This window comes from Bacillus sp. SRB_331 (assembly GCF_003264175.1).
GTDB classification, from domain to species: Bacteria; Bacillota; Bacilli; order Bacillales; family Bacillaceae_G; genus Bacillus_A; species Bacillus_A mycoides.
In genome coordinates, this window is record NZ_NADV01000046.1 from 398 (window position 1) to 19,649 (window position 19,252).

At 32.6% G+C, this 19,252-nt stretch carries 20 protein-coding genes and 3 pseudogenes; 5 read left to right on the forward strand and 18 right to left on the reverse strand.

Annotation, left to right across the window (positions count from 1 at the left end):
* Window positions 1-158: 158 nt before the first annotated feature.
* The gene (locus tag B5P42_RS26785) at window positions 159-1,589 is read right to left on the reverse strand and encodes an IS4 family transposase (protein WP_113735636.1); all 1,431 of its coding nucleotides are present in this window, start codon (window positions 1,587-1,589) and stop codon (window positions 159-161) included.
* A 420-nt stretch (window positions 1,590-2,009) separates the two neighbouring features.
* Between B5P42_RS26785 and B5P42_RS26790 the strand changes: the two genes are divergently transcribed.
* A complete protein-coding gene (locus B5P42_RS26790; protein WP_113735637.1) occupies window positions 2,010-2,315 on the forward strand; it encodes a hypothetical protein in 306 nt (101 codons plus the stop codon).
* A gap of 230 nt (window positions 2,316-2,545) precedes the next feature.
* Here B5P42_RS26790 and B5P42_RS26800 read toward each other — a convergent pair whose 3' ends face one another.
* The 3 genes from B5P42_RS26800 to B5P42_RS26810 all read right to left on the reverse strand — a co-directional run bounded on the left by B5P42_RS26800 (window position 2,546) and on the right by B5P42_RS26810 (window position 5,418).
* On the reverse strand, window positions 2,546-2,800 hold the full coding sequence (locus tag B5P42_RS26800) for a PDDEXK family nuclease (protein ID WP_258397547.1): 255 nt from the start codon (window positions 2,798-2,800) through the stop codon (window positions 2,546-2,548).
* Between the two features lie 373 nt (window positions 2,801-3,173).
* Window positions 3,174-3,932, reverse strand: a complete 759-nt coding sequence (locus B5P42_RS26805) for a DUF975 family protein (protein ID WP_113735638.1) — start codon at window positions 3,930-3,932, stop codon at window positions 3,174-3,176.
* A gap of 502 nt (window positions 3,933-4,434) precedes the next feature.
* Window positions 4,435-5,418, reverse strand: coding sequence for a glycerophosphodiester phosphodiesterase family protein (locus tag B5P42_RS26810; protein WP_113735639.1), 984 nt, complete (start codon window positions 5,416-5,418; stop codon window positions 4,435-4,437).
* Window positions 5,419-5,852: 434 nt separating this feature from the next.
* Between B5P42_RS26810 and B5P42_RS26815 the strand changes: the two genes are divergently transcribed.
* A complete protein-coding gene (locus B5P42_RS26815) occupies window positions 5,853-6,260 on the forward strand; it encodes a hypothetical protein (RefSeq protein WP_060751924.1) in 408 nt (135 codons plus the stop codon).
* Between the two features lie 167 nt (window positions 6,261-6,427).
* Here the strand turns inward: B5P42_RS26815 and B5P42_RS26820 are convergent, their stop codons facing one another.
* From B5P42_RS26820 to B5P42_RS26835, 4 genes are all read right to left on the reverse strand, one after another.
* Window positions 6,428-6,943, reverse strand: a complete 516-nt coding sequence (locus tag B5P42_RS26820; protein WP_113735640.1) for a transposase — start codon at window positions 6,941-6,943, stop codon at window positions 6,428-6,430.
* 236 nt (window positions 6,944-7,179) lie between these two features.
* On the reverse strand, window positions 7,180-7,401 hold the full coding sequence (locus B5P42_RS26825; protein WP_113735641.1) for an aspartyl-phosphate phosphatase Spo0E family protein: 222 nt from the start codon (window positions 7,399-7,401) through the stop codon (window positions 7,180-7,182).
* A gap of 186 nt (window positions 7,402-7,587) precedes the next feature.
* A complete protein-coding gene (locus B5P42_RS26830) occupies window positions 7,588-8,043 on the reverse strand; it encodes a hypothetical protein (RefSeq protein ID WP_113735687.1) in 456 nt (151 codons plus the stop codon).
* A gap of 63 nt (window positions 8,044-8,106) precedes the next feature.
* Window positions 8,107-8,706, reverse strand: coding sequence for a hypothetical protein (locus tag B5P42_RS26835; protein ID WP_113735642.1), 600 nt, complete (start codon window positions 8,704-8,706; stop codon window positions 8,107-8,109).
* 789 nt (window positions 8,707-9,495) lie between these two features.
* Between B5P42_RS26835 and B5P42_RS26845 the strand changes: the two genes are divergently transcribed.
* The gene (locus B5P42_RS26845) at window positions 9,496-9,678 is read left to right on the forward strand and encodes a hypothetical protein (RefSeq protein WP_234785709.1); all 183 of its coding nucleotides are present in this window, start codon (window positions 9,496-9,498) and stop codon (window positions 9,676-9,678) included.
* A 532-nt stretch (window positions 9,679-10,210) separates the two neighbouring features.
* On the opposite strand, the gene B5P42_RS32295 is transcribed toward B5P42_RS26845, so the two are convergent.
* The 10 genes and pseudogenes from B5P42_RS32295 to vanR-A all read right to left on the reverse strand — a co-directional run bounded on the left by B5P42_RS32295 (window position 10,211) and on the right by vanR-A (window position 18,049).
* Window positions 10,211-10,357: a hypothetical protein gene (locus B5P42_RS32295; RefSeq protein WP_220089406.1), complete on the reverse strand. Its 147-nt coding sequence runs from the start codon at window positions 10,355-10,357 to the stop codon at window positions 10,211-10,213.
* Window positions 10,326-10,527, reverse strand: a pseudogene (locus B5P42_RS33440) (hypothetical protein); the annotation flags it as partial. The gene B5P42_RS32295 and the pseudogene B5P42_RS33440, both read right to left, overlap by 32 nt.
* A 76-nt stretch (window positions 10,528-10,603) precedes the next feature.
* A complete protein-coding gene (locus tag B5P42_RS32140; protein WP_181458835.1) occupies window positions 10,604-10,777 on the reverse strand; it encodes a hypothetical protein in 174 nt (57 codons plus the stop codon).
* Between the two features lie 57 nt (window positions 10,778-10,834).
* Complete coding sequence (locus B5P42_RS26855; protein ID WP_113735645.1) at window positions 10,835-11,389, reverse strand: hypothetical protein; 555 nt, start codon at window positions 11,387-11,389, stop codon at window positions 10,835-10,837.
* A 492-nt stretch (window positions 11,390-11,881) separates the two neighbouring features.
* Window positions 11,882-12,352, reverse strand: a complete 471-nt coding sequence (locus B5P42_RS26860) for an NUDIX hydrolase (protein WP_113735646.1) — start codon at window positions 12,350-12,352, stop codon at window positions 11,882-11,884.
* Window positions 12,353-12,947: 595 nt separating this feature from the next.
* Window positions 12,948-13,931, reverse strand: a complete 984-nt coding sequence (locus B5P42_RS26865; protein WP_113735647.1) for a glycerophosphodiester phosphodiesterase family protein — start codon at window positions 13,929-13,931, stop codon at window positions 12,948-12,950.
* A 294-nt stretch (window positions 13,932-14,225) separates the two neighbouring features.
* Window positions 14,226-14,864 (reverse strand): VanZ family protein, encoded by a 639-nt coding sequence (locus tag B5P42_RS26870; RefSeq protein ID WP_113735648.1) that lies wholly within the window; start codon window positions 14,862-14,864, stop codon window positions 14,226-14,228.
* A gap of 56 nt (window positions 14,865-14,920) precedes the next feature.
* Window positions 14,921-15,805: a VanY-A/VanY-F/VanY-M family D-Ala-D-Ala carboxypeptidase gene (vanY, locus tag B5P42_RS26875; RefSeq protein WP_113735649.1), complete on the reverse strand. Its 885-nt coding sequence runs from the start codon at window positions 15,803-15,805 to the stop codon at window positions 14,921-14,923.
* Between the two features lie 404 nt (window positions 15,806-16,209).
* Window positions 16,210-17,364: a vancomycin resistance histidine kinase VanS gene (gene vanS, locus B5P42_RS26880; RefSeq protein ID WP_113735688.1), complete on the reverse strand. Its 1,155-nt coding sequence runs from the start codon at window positions 17,362-17,364 to the stop codon at window positions 16,210-16,212.
* Window positions 17,354-18,049 (reverse strand): annotated as a pseudogene (gene vanR-A / locus B5P42_RS26885) (vancomycin resistance response regulator transcription factor VanR-A). Before vanR-A ends, vanS begins: the two are co-directional and overlap by 11 nt.
* A 100-nt stretch (window positions 18,050-18,149) precedes the next feature.
* On the opposite strand from vanR-A, the pseudogene B5P42_RS26890 reads away from it, so the two are divergent.
* Both B5P42_RS26890 and B5P42_RS26895 read left to right on the forward strand, forming a co-directional pair.
* Window positions 18,150-18,290 (forward strand): annotated as a pseudogene (locus tag B5P42_RS26890) (Tn3 family transposase); the annotation flags it as partial.
* Between the two features lie 212 nt (window positions 18,291-18,502).
* Entirely contained in the window at window positions 18,503-19,210 is a 708-nt protein-coding gene (locus B5P42_RS26895; protein ID WP_113735650.1) for an IS6 family transposase, read from the forward strand.
* Window positions 19,211-19,252: the final 42 nt, after the last annotated feature.

Here is a 19,252-nt window from a genome sequence, read left to right on the forward strand (position 1 = left end):
CTTAAGTTGATGGATGTGTGGTAGGACCCCATCGCTATCAAGCTAAGCTTATGCAAAGTCAATTTCAGGCGGGATTGTTTCTTTTTTCTAAAGGGCAAGTGTAGATGATTGAAAGATTTGCATACGAAATAAACCCTAACGGGTTTCACTTTTTTGAATTAAGCGGCTTGATTATCAGACATGGTATAATTGTAAACGACACCTAATATATCAAAGACTGTTTTCTTCTCATATCGATGAGATTTTCTCCCGTTTTGCTGTAAGAGGTTGAACAGGCGAATTAAAATCTTTGATAGCTCTTGGGTGTCTTTCTGTATAGCTTGGAAAAGAAGAAGAAAATAATCTTTAATCATATATATGGCCTTATATTCACTCAGTTCTCGTTTCTTCTTCATAAGAAGTAATTGCCGCATTTGAAACATGGTAGAAGAACAGAGTAGGATGGCAATCAGTCGTCCATACAAATGGCATTCCAATCGTTCTCGTTTTATCTTTTTACAATGATGAATATGAAAGAATGATTTCCATGTTTTAAATAAAATCTCGATTTGCCAACGTAAAGAATACCAATCATGTACTTGTCCCATCGGGACAATATCTGTAGGGGTGTTTGTCATATATACATTGATACCACTGAGTCGTTTACTACGAGAAGAATACTTCATTCCTTTCTTTTTCTCTCGAACAGCTTGATCTTGTAGACGTTTTTTTTGTTGTTCTTCTGTAAGTCGATGAACAATCACACGAGTTGGTACTTTATCAGTCATTCCTACATAAGCGGTGGATATTTCACATGTTTGTCCTGGTTGAAGAGAGTTCATTAAGATCTCCATATCTATCTGTATATACTCTGTACCTTTCTTGATTCTTCCATCTTGAAAATAATCGGGATTGGGATTTTTTTGATAAATACGTGTATTCGACTTGATACGAGAGATATAGTAAGCCTTTTTATCTTGTATATGTTGAAGATCTTTCAAATGAAAATAACCTAAATCTCGGATACATAAATCATTCGCCGTTACAGTTGGGGCACACAGAGAACCGTAGGTTCGATCATGTTGTTTACCTGGACCTGTATGAATATGTAGGAACTGTCCACTTAATAGATCATACTCAAGTTGGATCTTTATCCCCGCCGTATGGCTGCATCCTCCTGCCCCTGGATAAATGAATGCAAAGGGATCTGGAAGTTGAAATGCAGTTGAATCTAAAATACGAATACGCTTGAAAACAGAAGTATATGGAGAAGAAATCGGCATAGACGAGACCAATTTTTGGTTTAGTAGTTCAGCTAATATGTGTTGTAAAAATTGGACGGCCGCTTTATTAAATCGTTGATTCAGTCCCTCAGGACTGATGAGCACTTCTGTTGATGCTTCCAAACAGCTAGATAACTGAGTTAAAGAAGTCGTAGCGACATTTTGGCTCACCCATACACATAAAGCGACTAAATCCTTTGCTTGATACTTACTGGTTCGTTGTACAAAACCAACATCTCTAGCAAGATTTCGTAAGATATTTGGAGATAAAAAGCTTTGAATCTCTTGAGCAAATAGTCGTAATTCATCGGATACAGAAATAGACATACAAAAACGCCATCCTTTCCTATGATTCTACAGAAAGAATAGCGTATTTTTTCATTTTAGGGGGGATTTTGTTTTATTAGCTTGATAGCGATGTGGTAGGACCCCTTTTAAGAGTAAAAATGCATTGATTAAAAATCTGATAATAGAAGATCAAACTAGATATTTTTTCTAGGTTGATCTTCTTATTTTATATTCTTAAGGGCCATTAATCTTCATTACATCTCATTACAATACGTCTACTTCTATGACACATTGCACAATTGTACAGAGATAATAAAGTAATATGAAAAATAATATAAAGGTTTTAATTTAATCCTATATATTTTTTATAAATTCCAAAAGTAAATCCCCTATTTTTGGTATGATAAACAGAGACTATTTAATTTCTTATGGATATTCTTGAAAAGGGCGTAATGCTGTATGAAATCAATAAATGTAAATGGGAATATATATCATATTGAATCTGTTCCTTTTGAAGATAAGAGTGAGCAGGATGAAGAAGGATACTACGAATATTTTTACAAAGGAGTCAATTTATCGTTTCACTCGAACAAAGAAATAATTAAAGCCCGAATTTATGACGAGGAAGAAATAATATATTTCTTTAAAAATCCATCTCTTACTTTTGGTAAAGATTTTGAAGCTATAAAGGTATATATAATTAAAGAATATGATGTAAATAAATTTAAGATTCCAGGTGGAGAAAAAGTCTATATAGACTTATAGCCATAATCGATTTTTGTCTTTACCATGATATATTAAATGCAAAAGATAGGTAATTTTATGATTCATGAAGCTGAACCAAAGGACAGTAATATAATTAAATATCTATATTAAAAATTGGTTGTTCTCCAAACGACAAAAATGAGCTAAATGATCATAAATAATTGTAAAGAGATAAAAATTTTTGTTTAAAGGGACTTCATAACTGTAGCTTGATGGATGTGGTGCTACCATTAAATTAGCTCATATAACTTTAGAAAATATAAAATAGTTTCTTCTATTTGATTATTGGTCTCACTATAGGGAATATCTACAACAGGTAATCCAAGCCCCCAACAAAAATTTCGTTTTATTTTGTCTCGTAACATTCGCTTTCTTGACCCCTTAAAACCCCCAAAATACTCAGATTTCATATATTTATAATGTTGTATACCATTATATTCAATAACAAATAAAGGATATTTCCCTTGGTAAACAACAAAATCCATTCGATAATCAGTACTCCAATCTTTGTATAATCCTTACCCTATTTCTTCTAAATTGCAACATGTTTGCGGTATCCTTGCCCTTTTCAATCCAACTTGCAACACGTTTACGGTATTCTTGCCCTTTTCAATCCAACTTACAACACGTTTACGGTATTCTTGCCCTTTTCAATCCAACTTGTAACATGTTTGCGGTATCCTTTCCCTATTCAATCCAACTTGCAACACGTTTACGGTGACCTTGCTCAAATCATAATAAATATGATATATCCAGCAGCTTATGTCTTTTAATATAATATTAAAAAATGGATATGCTTAATCGCATATCCACTGTCAAGAAAGTATATATTTCACCTTATACATACTTTCTTCCTATTTATATACTTATCTTGGCTTCTCCAACACCCTGTTTTTTAATTAAATCTAAGTAAAAATGTGAGACAGTTGTGTTGTAATAAGGAGAAATGAAAATAAATGATAGATTAAATGTAAACATTCCTATAAATGCGGCCAATAAAAACCAACCAATAAATGATAACCAAAGAACAAATAACTTTAGTTTTTGTCCTCTCATTATTCTTTTACTTTCTCTCAATGCTTCACTTGCTGTATAATCAGGATTCTCTACTAATATGTAATACGACATGGAATAAGAAAAATATTTAATAATACCTGGAACAATTAATAAGAGACTCCATAAAAAAAGAAAAATAGCTTGCAACAGGGCCAATTTTACTGATCTAAACAAATTGCTTTTTTTAAATCCTAGAAATACATCGTCCACTTTAGCATCTTCATTTTCCCCTAAATGTAAGGTAAAAGCAGAATATCCATAATTAAAGATGCCTTGTATGGAACTGTAAATTAAGAAACAAATAAGTCCTAAAAAAATATAACTTAGAATAAGTAAAACTAGTGCAGTAGGGTCTACTTGGGGTTGCCCACTAATTGAATAAATAAAGATTACATCCAAACCAATTACCCCAATAAACAGGCCAACTATTAAATACATGAATGTCGCGATTGCTGATGCACTAAGAGTAGGTACAAAATAGTTTAACGCTGATACTCCTATTCCTCCCCCCCATTTACCATCTAACGAATTAAGAGCTGCTTTCTTTAAATTTCTTGTCATACTTGTATTCCCTCCTTTTTTCTTATTTTCCTATACTGAAAAAATAAAAGAACTTGTAGCAGGCCCCGCTACAAGTTCTTTTAGCCAAATACTTTAGCTCATCAAAAAAATATTTATTCTGCACAATCGGGGGTAATGCCTAAAATATGGTTTATTAACATCATTATATAACATAATTATGAATTTTTGTTAAAAATTCTATATATTTAGACAAATAACTCTCCACTTTTTTACTTATTTTCATGTAGTTTTATCTATTGAAAATAAGTAAAAAACCTCTGCACTATTTCAATCAAAAGATTATTTAATAAACATTAAAAGACCACCTATAAAATTTAACAGGTGATCTTTTTGTGATTTTGCACTTGTGCACTACTTTAAAAATATATCATAAGTTCATCTTTTTTGTTAAATATTTAATTCTATCAATTCTACAACAACAATTCTGGGAACTTAAAGTAATACTGCAACCATATAAACACTTCGATTATTAAATCACCCCTTATTTCTTAAATAAAGGTGCTATTTTATCAATGCGATTTGTCCAAATTCCACCTGTATATTCCTCGGGAAGACGTTTTATATCTTCAGGTGAATCAAATCCACTTGAAAATCCAAATCCATTTCCTCCTACAATGATAACTCGAGTATCCGCTTTATCCATTCGATTAAGAAAACGATTTGGCCATCCCCAAAGCCAAGGAGCTACTTTGTCTGGTATATGCAACTCACCATGCTTCAGGCTTGAAGGCATGTAACCAGTCCATCCTAACGCAATATAAGTAAGAAGATCCTTTTTCATAGTTGCTTTTGACATTGTTCGTAAACTAGGGATACGCTCTTCAATCGCAGCTATTGGTTTATCACCACCATATACAGTTAGTTGCTCAAGGCGTTTTGCTGGTAGTTTCTTGAGATAATCAGCCAATTGGATTCCGTCATTTTCATCATCACTTTTGATATGAATAAGAAAAGAACGATCTGGAAAATGGTTAAGTACTTCATCGAGTGTTGGCATAAGATTAATCCCTTTACCACGGAACGGGAATGTTTTCCCCCCATCAGCTGTATAACCGTATCCAATATCAAGTGCTTGTAATTCTTTTGTTGTAAAATCTCTTGTAACACCTTTACCATTAGTACGGCAATCAAGTGTCCAATCATGGAAAATAACAAAATTATTATCTTTAGTAGGTTGAACATCAAACTCTACTAGATCAGCTCCAGCTTTAAATGCCGCTTCCATAGATAGAATTGTATTTTCTAAATAAGGATATTCAGGTTTATTTATGCGTTCTGCTGTACATGTATCACCCTCAATCCCATCCATGCTAAATGTTTGTGAAAGTCCTCGGTGAGCAAGAAGAATAGGAGCCCCCTCATCCCTCTTAGCAAAAAAAGAACTGTTATTTACATAAACAAATACGAATAGGATAAGAATTATCCAAGTCGTTTTACGTTTCAGTAACCTTTTTATTTTAATCATTGTATTCTCCTCTTAACTATTTGTTGAAATGATTTAAACAACGTTTGTCATTTAAATACCGGTAAATGTTACAACCTATCTTATTACAATGCAATGGATATCATTGGCAATTAAAGATTCGTACTTTGATATAAAGCGGGAGAGATAGAAAATTAATATAAATATGTTGCTACGCTTTTTCTATTAGGTAATTGTATGTCTTATGCATTGATTTGAAAAAAATCGTAGTGTTTCCCTCTCTTTCAATTAATGAAATTCAATTGATTTTTAATGAGACTATTTAAAAAATGTTTTTTTATTTGCTCTGACATATGGATAGAAGTGTTTTCAAACAACATTATTTTAAAGCATTCATTTATTTGGAACAAAACAAAATATTTTATGTATTATGTGAAGAACAAAAATTTTTAATTAAAAACAAGGGAGGAATAAGAATGAAAAAATTTAAAATAAGTATGATGGCATTCGTAACGACGTTGTTAGTATTGTTGGTCCCTTCTTCTACATTTGCAAACACAATAGAGCCTTTTAGTTCTGGATGGGATTACTTAGGAGAACAAACGCTATATTCTAATGGTGCTGAAAGTGATGTATATGCTTCTACTGGTGGAGATTATAAGATTTGTCGAGCTGCTGAAGTAGGTTCAACTAGTAAGTTAAAGGTTGAATTATGGGAGTACGATCCTGATAGCTATAATGATTATGTAGGAGTACGATATTTAGGCCCCGGTGAATGTGGAGTTTTTAGAAATATTGGTGGCTTTGTGGATGGAGGAAATGAAGCGGAATTTTTTGCGAAATCAAGATCTAGCAGTAAGATGCATTTAATCTTTTTTGATTAATTCATTAACAAAATGTTGCGCTTATTCTTTCGTTGCTGCCTTCTTTTTCTTCAATATATGTCTTTGCACCTGTGCAGCAAGCTTTATCCTGTACTATGTTGTTGAACTCCTAATTGGGCTTCTTTTCCATCCCACAATTCTATGTGTAAACGTAAAAAGACCGCCTATTACGATCGGTCTCTTTTTTTAGAACATAAACAAAGGATGCAAAGTGCAACAAAAAATATAGGTAACAAAATTATAATAGATAGCCTTACGACAGAGTCTTCATAAAACAAGTATCGAATCATAGGCATATCCCAATATGAAACTTTTAAAACTGCAACTGTATTTTCTCTCGATATTTCATTTAATTTTGTACCTATAACTTTTCCGTATACAGTAAATTCTCCTATATAAGCTGGATCATCAACATGAAGGAAAGGTGTATCACCTTCAAGCTCAATGTCCGTAGATTTTACATTAGGATATGTATCTTTAACTTTTTCTTTTAATATAGCTAAATCACTTTTACTTATTTTTTGAGGTACTCCCGTAGTGGCTTGTGCGTATACGTGTAATTTTATGTCATCTTTTTGGATAGCTGACCTCCCTACTATTCTACTTGGAGAAAATATAAGTAATATCACATACAAAATAAAAAAGATTACAAAGACTTTAGAGAATTTTTCTAACTTGTTCAATTATCACACCACCTAAATTGCCCAGGTTCATTCATTTCTAGTAACTTTTTATATAAAATTTAATGTAAGTTCCGCTCTCTGTTTACTAAAACATATTGTCTTCTGTTAACTTAATTCGTTAAACAGCTTTATCTATTAACTCTGTTCTTAATTTTAAAATAGTAATCACATCACTTTTCAAACGAAAATAATTAATTAATGTTTTACACTTTCTCAATATTACAGTATGAAATTTCTTATATAATTAAATTATTCTCTTTATTTATTTTATGTATCTGTTCCCTTTGAACCCTACTATAATAGGGTTCCTTTTTTATAATCATATATTTATTAATTAATTTATCAATTTCCTGGCTTAAATGGAGGACTTTCGTATGACTAAAGCCATGTTTATTTACCAGTTCTACTAATTCTAATTTTTTATTTTCTATTAGATCATTTAACTTCGTCACTAACATAAACTTTTTTCTTTCACACTCCCCCTGAGCAAAATAAAAAGAGCTGCTCCCAGCTCTTGTATACTAAAAATCTTTATTATTGCAGTGTAAAATTTTCCACATTCTATTATAAATGAATATATATGAAGCCAACAACAATAATTTTAGTGTATAAAGAAATAAAAAAGCAGCAATATTTCATTACTGCTAGAACTTCTTAATAAATTCATTATTAATAAAAACATATTCTTCTGGTTCATCAGCTTCACCATACCAAGCTTCCAGCTTTATAATATGTTCTGCTACTTCTTTTAATATCACATTCATAAATAATGTAATAGGTGTCACGTTATGTTCTTTATCTCTGTAATTCTTTAGATTGGCTATAAATGACCATTCATAACCTTTTAAATTTGTATAATAGTCATTCTCTTCTTCCCAGTTGCCTACGTGCCACCTCATATATAGAAAATCATCTTCTGCTAATGCTTCATCTATCTGTTCCTTTGTAAATGGAATGTCTTTACTTTGATTAACTTTTATATATTCTTTAACAAATGGAAACTTTAAAGCTGCTTCTTCCCAGTTTTCTGTATTTATTAATTCCACCAATTCTTTATATTCATCCTTTATAATTACTTTACCTCGAAAGGCTGTATACATTTCAAAAGACAATTTTTTCACCCTCTTAAATTCATTATGAATTTAATTTGCATATATACTTAACTACACAATAGAAGGTTTTAGAAATCGTAATACGTTTCCCTTTTCACTAAATTCACTCTCATTGTTACAATTCTTTGAGGTAAGATCCACTATATAACTCTCTGAAATTTTAAAAGTTCTTTCCTCATTAAACATTGTCAAAGGAACTGATACTCCAACATTATTATCTAAATGACTTAGTACCATTACAGGGATAGTTTCTCCTTTTAATAAATCAACATATGAGGTCTTAACTTTATAATAATGCCCTTCTAAAAAATTCATTTTTCCGTTTATTAAATCCACTGCAACTCCATTATTACAGTACGCTAAGCTTTGATTTGAAAAATGGATGTCATCCGATACTTTAATAAATTTCATCGTTTTATTATCAAATATATAGTAACCCTCTCTTACTACAAAGAGATTATGCGGATTGATAAACTCTAGCAAATAATGGGTGATTTCAAAGCTAGTATCTCCCTCAATCATTTCTCTGAATTCTACATAAAGTTTTTCTAACTTTTTAAATGTACTTAGTTTGATCCCCTGATTTGGTCTTGATGCAAGTGTTAAGTCATCTAATACCCATTTAGCCACGTATGTTGACGTTGGAATCATTTACAATATACCCCCTTCAAAATTCTATATATAAACATATAAACTATTTAAATTTAATAAATTGGGCTCTACTTAAAGTATAGGCAGAATCTATTTAATAACTAAGATAATTCTCTAACTTTTTTATATAAAAAACTAATACAATTTGATGTAGTTATTTATATAAAAATAATTATCCAGCCTACAATTAGATTTACACTTAAAAGAATGTACACATTGTTGTTATTATGTCGAGACAATTGAACTATATGAAATGAAAACAATACACGGGCAAACATATAAAAATATATTTGCCCGTGTATTGTTTTACGTAATTAAGTGTGAAATTCTTATTGATATTACTTTCCATGAGAGTACTTTAATTCCTTTATCACCTTATTTTATAAAAATATAGTGAAAGTATGGTACGTGAAATTTCATCACAACACTTTAGGGGGAAAATTATAAGGAATTCAGATTTATTAAGCTCAATGGCTGAGAAGCCTTTCAGCCATTGAATTGTATGTTCTGTGTAAAGATTAGAAAAAAATTGAATCAAATTCAAAATACATAATTTAGCAAATATAAACATGTTGAATTTTACGAACTTTAAACTTTGCATGATAATCACCTCTACCTTGAATATCACTATATACGAATTTACATTTTCAGGATATAATTTGTTATGAAATAGCATTTTAAAGTTGCTTTTTACTGTATATTTTCATTCAATTAACTACTAAAATTCTTTTTAATATTTATATTTTCCGCATTACGAATGGTGCAAAATAGACAGCAGGAGATGAGGGTATGTTAAAAATAATTCAAAACAAAGTGGGTTTAATAGCAGGAATTAGTTTATTTCTATTGCTTTTAGCTAATTCTTATATAAAAAATGAAATTTGGGTCATTTGTATAGATATCTTTTTAGCTTTGGTTAACCTAGCTTTGCTTATTATTTCTAGGAAGATAAAAAAAAACGAATGTACTTAAAAAGTTGGATACATTTGATGAAATAAAATAATTTTTTATATTTTTCAAAGATGGGAGAGGATTAGTGTAAGATTGTTTCCCTTTTTTCCCTAATACCGTTTTAAATGAATCTTGGTATATCATAAAAAAACAAGCACGTATATTCTCATACCTGCTTGTTTCTATGAAAATATATAATTGTATATACAAACAACGAAATGAATGATCCAACAACAATCCTCGTATATGTATCTGTAATTTAAAATTGGACCAGAGCGCGAACGTCTAAAAATATATAAATAAGTGACCCCTTTGTCTTCTAGCATATCAATATTTGAGGAGAACTTGTTCCCGCTTTTAATAAGTTGTTTGTTTATACCAAACTAGTATTGGCCCCACCTACGCCAAATACCATGACGACCACTCGTGTCATCCAACCCATATTTATTATAACGGAAATCGCTTACATTGTAAAGAATTTACACCCCCGTACATACTCCTTTTACGTGCTACATATTGTATGTAATTTTGATTTATCTAAAGCAATCGTGTCTTATGTATATGAATCTGGATACAGTTCGTCTAACATTGCACGCGGGTTCTTATTCCAAAATCTATCTAACGATGTGCGTAACCATTTATGCATTGCCAATATATATATTGTATATTCGTCAATTTTTCTTTTTCCTCTATGGTCCATTTTAAGGCTTCTAATGCCATCGCTCTTGTCCAATAGTTTCTAGTTTTCATCATGAATTCCCACTCTTTAAAGAAATTCGGATACACATCATTTATCATTGCATAGGGCCTATCATGATATTTAATGCTAAATAAACCATCTAATTTATATTGAATGATTAATTGAGATTTCTTTAAAACGCAAATAATTATTAGCGGCAATAAAAAAGTACCGGCTCTTAATTGAGTCGGCTTTTCTTATTATGTATTAAATTTTACTATTCATAAATAATGCTTTTAATTCTTCTGTAGATGATTCATTTTCTAACTCCAAGAGGTCTGTATTAAACCATAAAGTTGAAGTATTTCCCCATTCAGCAAATATACAAGCTGGTAATAACATAATTGGTAAAGCAAATATTACAAGTCTCTTTGCTTTCATTTTTCTATTACCGTTTATTAAGTCAAATGATTGTATGTATTGTTACAAGTTACTCTATTACTTTGTATGTTCTTCCATTTTCTTATCAAGTGCTTTGGCGTAGGCATCTTTGGTTTCCTGATTTAACTTATAAATTGCTTCTCTCCACTGTTCTCCATCTACCCCTGACATATATGGAGAACTTTTTAATACAACTTCTTGAATCTTCAGTCCATCGTCTTTATTGGCGTCTTTTATTAACTTTGTTCCTTTTCTTGCATCTGTTATCCCTTCTAGTACGAGTTTATGAATATCTTTGTATTTATCAGGTACTGTTATGTTCTCCATACGATCCAAGGCTTCATCCATATCGTTTGCTGCTTTAAATACATCTTTATATTTCTTATTGTCCTTTGAAGCTTCTCCTAATTTTAACAATATTTCATCCTTCTTGAATTGAAACTCTACCAGTTGCTCACAAATATAATACGGATACTGTTTTTCAGATATTACGGTTTTCATTATTGCTTTACTAGTTTGCTCAGTCTTAGGAGTAGAATCTTTATCTCCTACCCCACAACCTACTAATAATAGAATAGGTATTGCAAGAGTTACTATTTTATTTGACTTCATTATTATGCTCCTTACAAGTTGATAACTGAAACCCTGCTACTAACATAAGTGAAAATGCTAAAGATATTAGTTTCAGTGCCTTCATACCCCCATACCCCTTCCCCAAAATAATTGTAGGTAATTAACATATGAAACCGTAACATAAATTACGTAAATAGAACATACAAAATATCCATCCCTAAGAGAAATTTTGAGTGTTTTAACAATATGAAAATATGTATTACAATTATAAAGAATCGCGCTCCGTATGCTTTTTTTAATTACCCTTTATTTAACTTCTAAAGTTTAGTATTTTGTTGCTTTTTTTATGCTCCCAGGGGTGCCGTCAGCATTTTTGAAGAAAAACACGTTAAGCATAAAAATACAATAAGCCGCCCATATGGACAACTTATTTACATAATTTTTGAAAGCAGAAGTTAAAAGTTTTTAGTTTCTTACTCAATTAAAGCGCCCGTTAGTTAAAGATTGTGGATAATTAATTTGAAAGTGTTTTTATCTAAATACACCTTTTCTTTTGGAAAACCAATCTTCTAAGGCATCTTCGTGTTGTTTTGTGAATAATTTCGGTATTTGGTCTATTGGGAAGTATTTTAAATCTAAAGTCTCAATACCATCTACAGTAAGTTCTCCGTCAATTGGCTTGCATTGAAAACAATGAGTGATAATCTGAGCTTTATCTCCGTTCGGAAACTCACCAGAATATTTAGAGTAGACACCTATAAGATGTTCAACCTCAACATTTAATCCTGTCTCCTCAAGTATTTCTCGCTTAGCGGTTTCTTCAAGAGATTCTCCAAGTTCCATAGCACCACCTGGAAGACCCCACTCATTTCTATCTCCTCGTTTTTGTAAAAGAATTTCATTTCTTTCGTTATAAACAATACCTCCAGCAAAATTAAGAAATATTAAATCGTGCCCTACTTTTTCCCGAATATAACGAATGTAGCCCTTATTTGTAGTCATAAATTTCCTCCTATTTATATATAAAATACAAATTAATTATATATAAAGATAGAAGAAAATGGTAATGAAAATGATATTATTCCTAAGGGAAAACAACTTGGACTAATTCAATCACGAGTTGTAATTATGAATCATAGAAATGATTAAACTTATTCATAAAATTTTGTAGTATAGAATAACTAATCCCACTTATTTTGAATAATCTGTCTTCAAAATAAGTGGGATTTTTTTATAATGAAATCAATTTTTTTAGCTAGTTTTTAATTAAACTTTATTTCAAATCTACAGTATTTTTTCATTTTAGGGGGCATTTCTCTTTCTTAGCTTGATAGCGATGGGGTCCCGCCACATCACCATCAACCTAATATTTTGAAAGTACCCCAAAACGAAAAAATCACTTCTCTACAGTGAGTTATTTATGGAGATTCAGTTCATTTTTTTATATCTAGCGGGTTATTCTTTGATGGTTGTCGTGCTTCTGTTCGAATATAAATACAGTAAGTTCCATTCATGCAGAAACACCCCTGATCTCCATTATGTATAGGAAATCAGGGGTGTTTATCGGTATATAAAACTTCGATTGTTATATCATCCCTTATTTCTTAAATAAAGGTGCTATTTTATCAATGTGATTTGTCCAAATCCCACCTGTAAAATCGTCAGGAAGACGTTTTATATCTTCAGATGAGTCAAATCCACTTGAAAATCCAAACCCATTTCCTCCTACAATGATAACTCGAGTATCTGCTTTATCCATTCGATTAAGAAAACGATTTGGCCATCCCCAAAGCCAAGGAGCTACTTCGTCTGGTATATGTAACTCTCCATGCTTCAGGCTTGAAGGTATGTAGCCAGTCCACCCTAATGCCATATAAGTAATAAGATCTTTTTTCATGGTCGCTTTTGACATTGTTCGTAAACTAGGGATACGCTCTTTTATCGCAGCAATTGGTTTATCGCCACCATATACAGTTAGTTGATCAAGGCGTTTCGCTGGTAATTTCTTAAGGTGAGCAGCCAATTGGATTCCTTCATTTTCATCATCACTTTTAATATGAATAAGAAAAGAACGATCTGGAAAATGGTATAGTACTTCATCAAGTGTTGGCATAAGATTAATCCCTTTACCACGAAACGGGAATGTTTTACCTCCATCAGCTGTATAACCGTAACCAATATCAAGTGCTTGTAATTCTTTTGTTGTAAAATGTCTTGTAACGCCTTTACCATTAGTACGGCAATCAAGTGTCCAGTCATGAAAAATAACAAAATTATTATCTTTAGTTGGTTGAACATCAAACTCTACTAGATCAGCTCCAGCTTTAAATGCAGCTTCCATAGATGGAATTGTATTTTCTAAATAAGAGTGTTCAGGTTTATTTATACGTTCTGCTGTACATGTATCACCCTCAATCCCTTCCATGCTAAATGTTTGCGAAAGTCCTCGGTGAGCAAGAAGAAGAGGAGTTCCATCGTCCCTCTTAGCAAAAAAAGAACTGTTATTTACATAAACAAAAACGAATAGGATAAGAATTATCCAAGTCGTTTTACGTTTTAGTAACCTTTTTAGTTTGTTCATTGTATTCTCCTCTTAAATACTGGTTGAAATGATTTAAACAATTTTCGGCATTTAAATACTGGTAAATATTACAGCCTATCTTATTTTTTCGCAATGGATATAATTGTTAATTAAAGGCTGGTACTTTGATATAAAACGGGAGCAATAGAAATCAATTCAATAATCACTCAACCTTCAGTAAGAATAGTGTTGAAAGATTTCTGTGAGAATTTAATATAAATGGGTATCTGTGATATCCTATTATTTAAGAATCAATTTACTATATTTATATTATCTGACAGTATCTTAATCACCTTATTGAAGGATTAGAGGACGTCTAAATAAAACTGGATAATAAATTAACAACATACCTACAAATGAGCAAACTAAATAAAAAATAGCCTCGTATTTTATTACTAGAGAAAAATTATTATCAATCTTTTTTTCATCTCTTTTATATATCATTTTAAATAATACTCTATATAATAAATACCCAATAATTGCTCCCAGGGTGTTCATAGATAAATCATCAATATCTGTAATTCTATTATCTAGCAATTGACCTAACTCAATAGCCAATGAAAAACCGAATCCAGCATAGGCAGTATTTTTTATTGTTCTAAACTGCGGCCAAATAGTCGGCAATAAAAAACCTAATGGCATAAACAGTAAAATGTTTAAGACATAAGTAGTCATACCTTCAGAAGCAAATGGAATCAAGTTAATTTGATTTGCGCGAATTAATGTTTCGTATCTCCCTATGTCCCATATAGTCCCTATCTGCGTCACCTTATACACTAGTGAAAGGTAGAATAGAAAAACATACACCCATAGAAAATGCTGAATAGATATATTTTTTTTCGTTTTAAAATAAAATCCAATTTGAAACACTATACAAAAAATAATAGTAAAAAAATAAGTATATAAATAATTAATCAAAACTCCTGAATGCATATAGAATCTCCTAACTTTACATTTTAATCTATAACTTTGTCATTTTAGAATATAATTTAAGAACGGGTGGTCACAATCACCCCACCTATATTATTTCCAGATATTTCATAAAATTCATTTACTGGTATTTCAACTTCAATTGTCTTGTTTTGAAAAAAGGGATAATATGAAATCGTATATTTTTCCCCATCAATACTTGCTGAAATGCTCTCTTCTTCTTTTAAATAATCCAGGTATTCTTCCAAGGCTAAATTCATTTCTTCCATAATCGCACTGTGAGGCAAACCGACATAGCGAATATGCCAAGGTTCATATTGAATTCCTGTAACATCCGTTTTATCCGAGGGATAGCGTAAGATAAAACCGTATTTCCAAGCATTTTTTTCTATCCACTTTCCTTCAGGTGCTCGGTCCATTTTCGTTAAGCCTGATCCTACATCAAGTGATAAACCTGAATTATGTTCACTATAACCTGCTGGTAAGGCATAATCAGCCCCCATCTCATGGTAAAGTCCACTTTGCTCATCAAAGTCACGATAACCACTATTAATAAAAAATTGATTAACACCTTCCTTTACAGCATTATTAATCATCTCTGAAAATTTTTTTGCTATTTCTTTTGATAGATAAATATTAGCATTAAGCAACCCGTATCCATTTATCAATTCATTATGTTTAGATAAATTTACGATATCTGATTTCACACTCTCTTGGCGAATAGGATATTTACTGTTAATTAAGAGCAGATTCCCTTGATCGATCTGTTCTTTTACAATCTCTTTCTTTTGGATAATTGAGGTAGTCCCTGTATTATCTATGTTATCTTTGTGATTTTGATCATATTTTTGAACCTCTACTTTATTCTGAAAAAACAGTGCTTTATTCATGAAAGCAAAACCTAAGCAAAATAAAAATAACAATAAAAAACACCACTTCTTCATTTTCAGCTTCCTCCTTAAGTAAGTGACTTGATGATAATGACACGCTGATTCAGCGCTAAAAATTTCGGATATGTAATTCTTAACGATTACTTTCTACAAAGCGATGCTATATGTGGATGCTCTGCTCAGTGGTGTGTGCAGGAACATCCAAAACAGCCGATTGCTCATTTGACACAATTCGCTAAAAGGAAAAGAAATATTTGTGTCACTCTTTCTCTAAACATGTGAGCTATTTTAATCCACGCATAACTTATCATATCTTTCTTTGACGAAACAAAAAAAGCTCGTTCTTATGGTTTAAGTCTACCGCATAAGAACGAGCCATTTTTTAATATTAAATTGTTAATTTCCTAAGAAAAAGTAGAGATGACCTTAAGATTTTCTTAAGAAACAATGATTATTTTCTAAGAATTCCCTTTATCAACCAAGTCTTGGAAGGCTGGAAGCTCTACCGTGAACGTCGTATAGTTATCATTACTTTCCGCGTAAATCTGTCCGCCATGCTGAACAATGATTTCTTTTGCAATCGCCAATCCAAGTCCCGCGCCGCCCGTATCAGAAGAACGGGCATCATCCAATCTGTAAAACTTTTCAAATATGGTAGCGAGTTTATCTTTCGGGATGTTTCCGACGTTCTCGAAAACGATGGATACCACATCCTCGGAGAGGCCCGCTGTAATGTCAATAACGCTGTCGTCCTCGCTGTATGCAGCGGCGTTTTTCAAAATATTGTTAAAGACCCTCGCTAGCTTATCAGGATCACCAAATACGGTCAAATCTTCGGAAGCATGGATAACCACCTGTTTGCCCTTCGCGGCAAGCTGGGGATAAAATTCATCAGTCATTTGCACCAGCATATAGTATAGGTCTATGTGCTTTTTCGTGAGCGTAATCGTTTGGAGGTTATATCGCGTAATCTCAAAAAACTCGTCGATTAGCTGTTCCAGGCGATACGCTTTGTCTAACGTGATATGCACATACTTTGCCTTTTGCTCTCTCGGCATGTCTGGTGCCTCGTCAAGCAGGATCAAATAACCGATAACTGATGTAAGAGGCGTTTTAATATCGTGCGCCAAGTACATAACAACTTCATTTTTTCTTTGTTCGGCCAGCTTTGCATCATGCTCTCGCTTTTCAAGGGTTCGCTTTAATGTGTTGAGCTTCTGTTCCATGAACTCCATTTCCGCAGAAAGCTCAATTTGTTTATCTTCGTTCTGAATAAGTATATCAATACCGGTATTTATCTCGTCAAAGTATTTTACAAATTTTAAAAGCATAACGCGGCATAGAATAAGAATACTAATGGCAACCGCCACATAAATAAAAATTTCTATATTGTTCCGTATAGTATACTGATATATTATCATTGCGTCCCAGCGCTCTAAGTGATAACTGTTTTCCAAAAAACGTACGATCCACTCCCCAAGTGTCCCCTGGATAAATAGACGCAAAAACAGCACAAATATAACTGCTGCCATAACAATCCCAAGGATATACAGATAGAGTTTTCGTTTTAGTTTGGAATAATCAATTTTTTTATTCTTATTTTTATGTTTCAATTTTATAGCCAATCCCCCATACCGTTTTTATATACTTTGGATTATCAATGGTGTCGTTCATTTTTTCGCGCAGATGTCGGATATGCACGGTGATGGTGTTATTGCTCTTGCTGAAATATTCGTCACCCCATATCTCATGAAACAGCTGCTCAGAGCTAACCACATTCCCCTTGTTTTCACAGAGGATGCGCAGGATTGAAAACTCGGTGGGAGTGAGAGATAACGGCTTCTCGTTCAGAGAACACTCATGCGTGCTTATATTAATGACAAGACCAGAGTGAACGATAACATTCTTGTTCTGTGCCGTTACTCCATTGTATTTTTTGTATCAGCGTAACTGCGCCTTGACTCGCGCAATTAACTCTAGTGGGCGAAAGGGCTTTGTAATATAATCGTCCGCGCCAATTGTTAGCCCTGTAATTTTATCTACTTCCGTATCTTTCGCCGTCAACATGATAATTGGATAGGTGTGCTTGTCCCTTATTTTTTGACAGATAGTGAGACCACTTGCGTCGGGAAGCATGATATCCAATATAGCAAGATCAAGCACATTCTTGTCTATACATTCCAACGCTTCTTTGGCGGTATAGTATTTGAAAACCGTATAATTCTCATTTTTCAAGTATAGCTCAACCAAATCGGCAATTTCGCGTTCATCTTCCACAACAAGTACTTTATCACTCATAGTTACCAATCCTCCTTTATGGATGTGCTTTTCTCAATTGGAATCTTTTCCGAATAACGAGCCTATCATGCCTATCACTCCAAGTAAAGTCCTATTGTTGTATACAGACACAGTCAGTTACACAGTATAGATTTTCGGATTTACCCATTTATTAGGATTTAATTTTACGCCAAGAGTAAGAGATCTATCGGACTCAAAATTATTTACAATAGATAAAGCAAATGAGCATCCAAAACTAGAAGGAGGTCCCGCCCCATCCATATCAACCTAACAAAACAAAGTTCCCTCCTAAAATGAAAAAATATGCTAATCTTTCTGTAGAATCATAGGAAGGGATGGTGTTTTTATATAACTACCGAAAAGGTTCTGGTGCAAAAACTTTGAAGTATATGAAAATAGTCTATCAAACTTGGACATACTGATACTTTTACTCTAAAAAGGTGTGTGATCGGTATGGAAAAGAAAAATTGGTTCAAATGGAAGCACTATCAGCCTGATATTATCTTATTAACGGTAAGATGGTACCTACGGTACAACCTAAGTTTTCGTGATTTGGTGGAAATGATGGAGGAACGGGGTTTATCCATTTCTCATACAACGATTATGCGTTGGGTTCATCAGTATGGTCCTGAATTGGACAAACGGATCCGACGTTACCTCAAACAAATAAATGACTCTTGGAGAGTCGATGAAACATATATCAAAGTAACAGGTCAATGGATGTACCTGTATCGTGCTGTTGATTCGAACGGAAACACAATCGATTTTTGCCTAAGCAAAGCAAGAGATCATAAGGCTGCAAAGCGCTTTTTCAAGAAAGCTTTGCGGTCTTTTCATGTTTCAAAGCCACGTGTGATAACAGTCGATAAGAACCCAGCTTATCCGATAGCAATTGAACAGTTGAAAAAAGAAAAAAGCATACCTAACGGTATGCGACTTAGACAACAAAAGTACTTGAATAACATAGTAGAACAAGATCATCGCTTTATAAAGAAGCAAATCCGTTCTACGCTAGGTCTTAAATCTTTTGACACAGCTACATCCATTCTTTCTGGAGTAGAAGCCATGCATATGATTAAAAAAGAACAGATTGCTTTACGGAACCAGTCTGTCCAAAATCAAAAAGAATTCATCCATCAATTGTTTGGACTTGCAAAATAAGATACGATTCCGTTAGGAATATATGTGCTTTATTCTCTTTTG

Excerpts from the sequence above, each read along its gene's own strand:
- B5P42_RS26865 (WP_113735647.1), bottom strand. The coding sequence starts at position 13,931 with ATGAACAAACTAAAAAGGTTACTAAAACGTAAAACGACTTGGATAATT.
- B5P42_RS26855 (WP_113735645.1), bottom strand. The coding sequence starts at position 11,389 with ATGAAGTCAAATAAAATAGTAACTCTTGCAATACCTATTCTATTATTA.
- B5P42_RS26800 (WP_258397547.1), bottom strand. The coding sequence starts at position 2,800 with ATGGATTTTGTTGTTTACCAAGGGAAATATCCTTTATTTGTTATTGAA.
- B5P42_RS26860 (WP_113735646.1), bottom strand. The coding sequence starts at position 12,352 with ATGACTACAAATAAGGGCTACATTCGTTATATTCGGGAAAAAGTAGGG.
- B5P42_RS26810 (WP_113735639.1), bottom strand. The coding sequence starts at position 5,418 with ATGATTAAAATAAAAAGGTTACTGAAACGTAAAACGACTTGGATAATT.
- B5P42_RS26870 (WP_113735648.1), bottom strand. The coding sequence starts at position 14,864 with ATGCATTCAGGAGTTTTGATTAATTATTTATATACTTATTTTTTTACT.
- B5P42_RS26825 (WP_113735641.1), bottom strand. The coding sequence starts at position 7,401 with ATGTTAGTGACGAAGTTAAATGATCTAATAGAAAATAAAAAATTAGAA.
- B5P42_RS26785 (WP_113735636.1), bottom strand. The coding sequence starts at position 1,589 with ATGTCTATTTCTGTATCCGATGAATTACGACTATTTGCTCAAGAGATT.
- B5P42_RS26895 (WP_113735650.1), top strand. The coding sequence starts at position 18,503 with ATGGAAAAGAAAAATTGGTTCAAATGGAAGCACTATCAGCCTGATATT.
- vanY (WP_113735649.1), bottom strand. The coding sequence starts at position 15,805 with ATGAAGAAGTGGTGTTTTTTATTGTTATTTTTATTTTGCTTAGGTTTT.
- B5P42_RS26845 (WP_234785709.1), top strand. The coding sequence starts at position 9,496 with ATGTTAAAAATAATTCAAAACAAAGTGGGTTTAATAGCAGGAATTAGT.
- B5P42_RS32295 (WP_220089406.1), bottom strand. The coding sequence starts at position 10,357 with ATGGACCATAGAGGAAAAAGAAAAATTGACGAATATACAATATATATA.
- B5P42_RS32140 (WP_181458835.1), bottom strand. The coding sequence starts at position 10,777 with ATGAAAGCAAAGAGACTTGTAATATTTGCTTTACCAATTATGTTATTA.
- B5P42_RS26805 (WP_113735638.1), bottom strand. The coding sequence starts at position 3,932 with ATGACAAGAAATTTAAAGAAAGCAGCTCTTAATTCGTTAGATGGTAAA.
- B5P42_RS26835 (WP_113735642.1), bottom strand. The coding sequence starts at position 8,706 with ATGATTCCAACGTCAACATACGTGGCTAAATGGGTATTAGATGACTTA.
- B5P42_RS26830 (WP_113735687.1), bottom strand. The coding sequence starts at position 8,043 with ATGTATACAGCCTTTCGAGGTAAAGTAATTATAAAGGATGAATATAAA.
- B5P42_RS26790 (WP_113735637.1), top strand. The coding sequence starts at position 2,010 with ATGAAATCAATAAATGTAAATGGGAATATATATCATATTGAATCTGTT.
- B5P42_RS26815 (WP_060751924.1), top strand. The coding sequence starts at position 5,853 with ATGAAAAAATTTAAAATAAGTATGATGGCATTCGTAACGACGTTGTTA.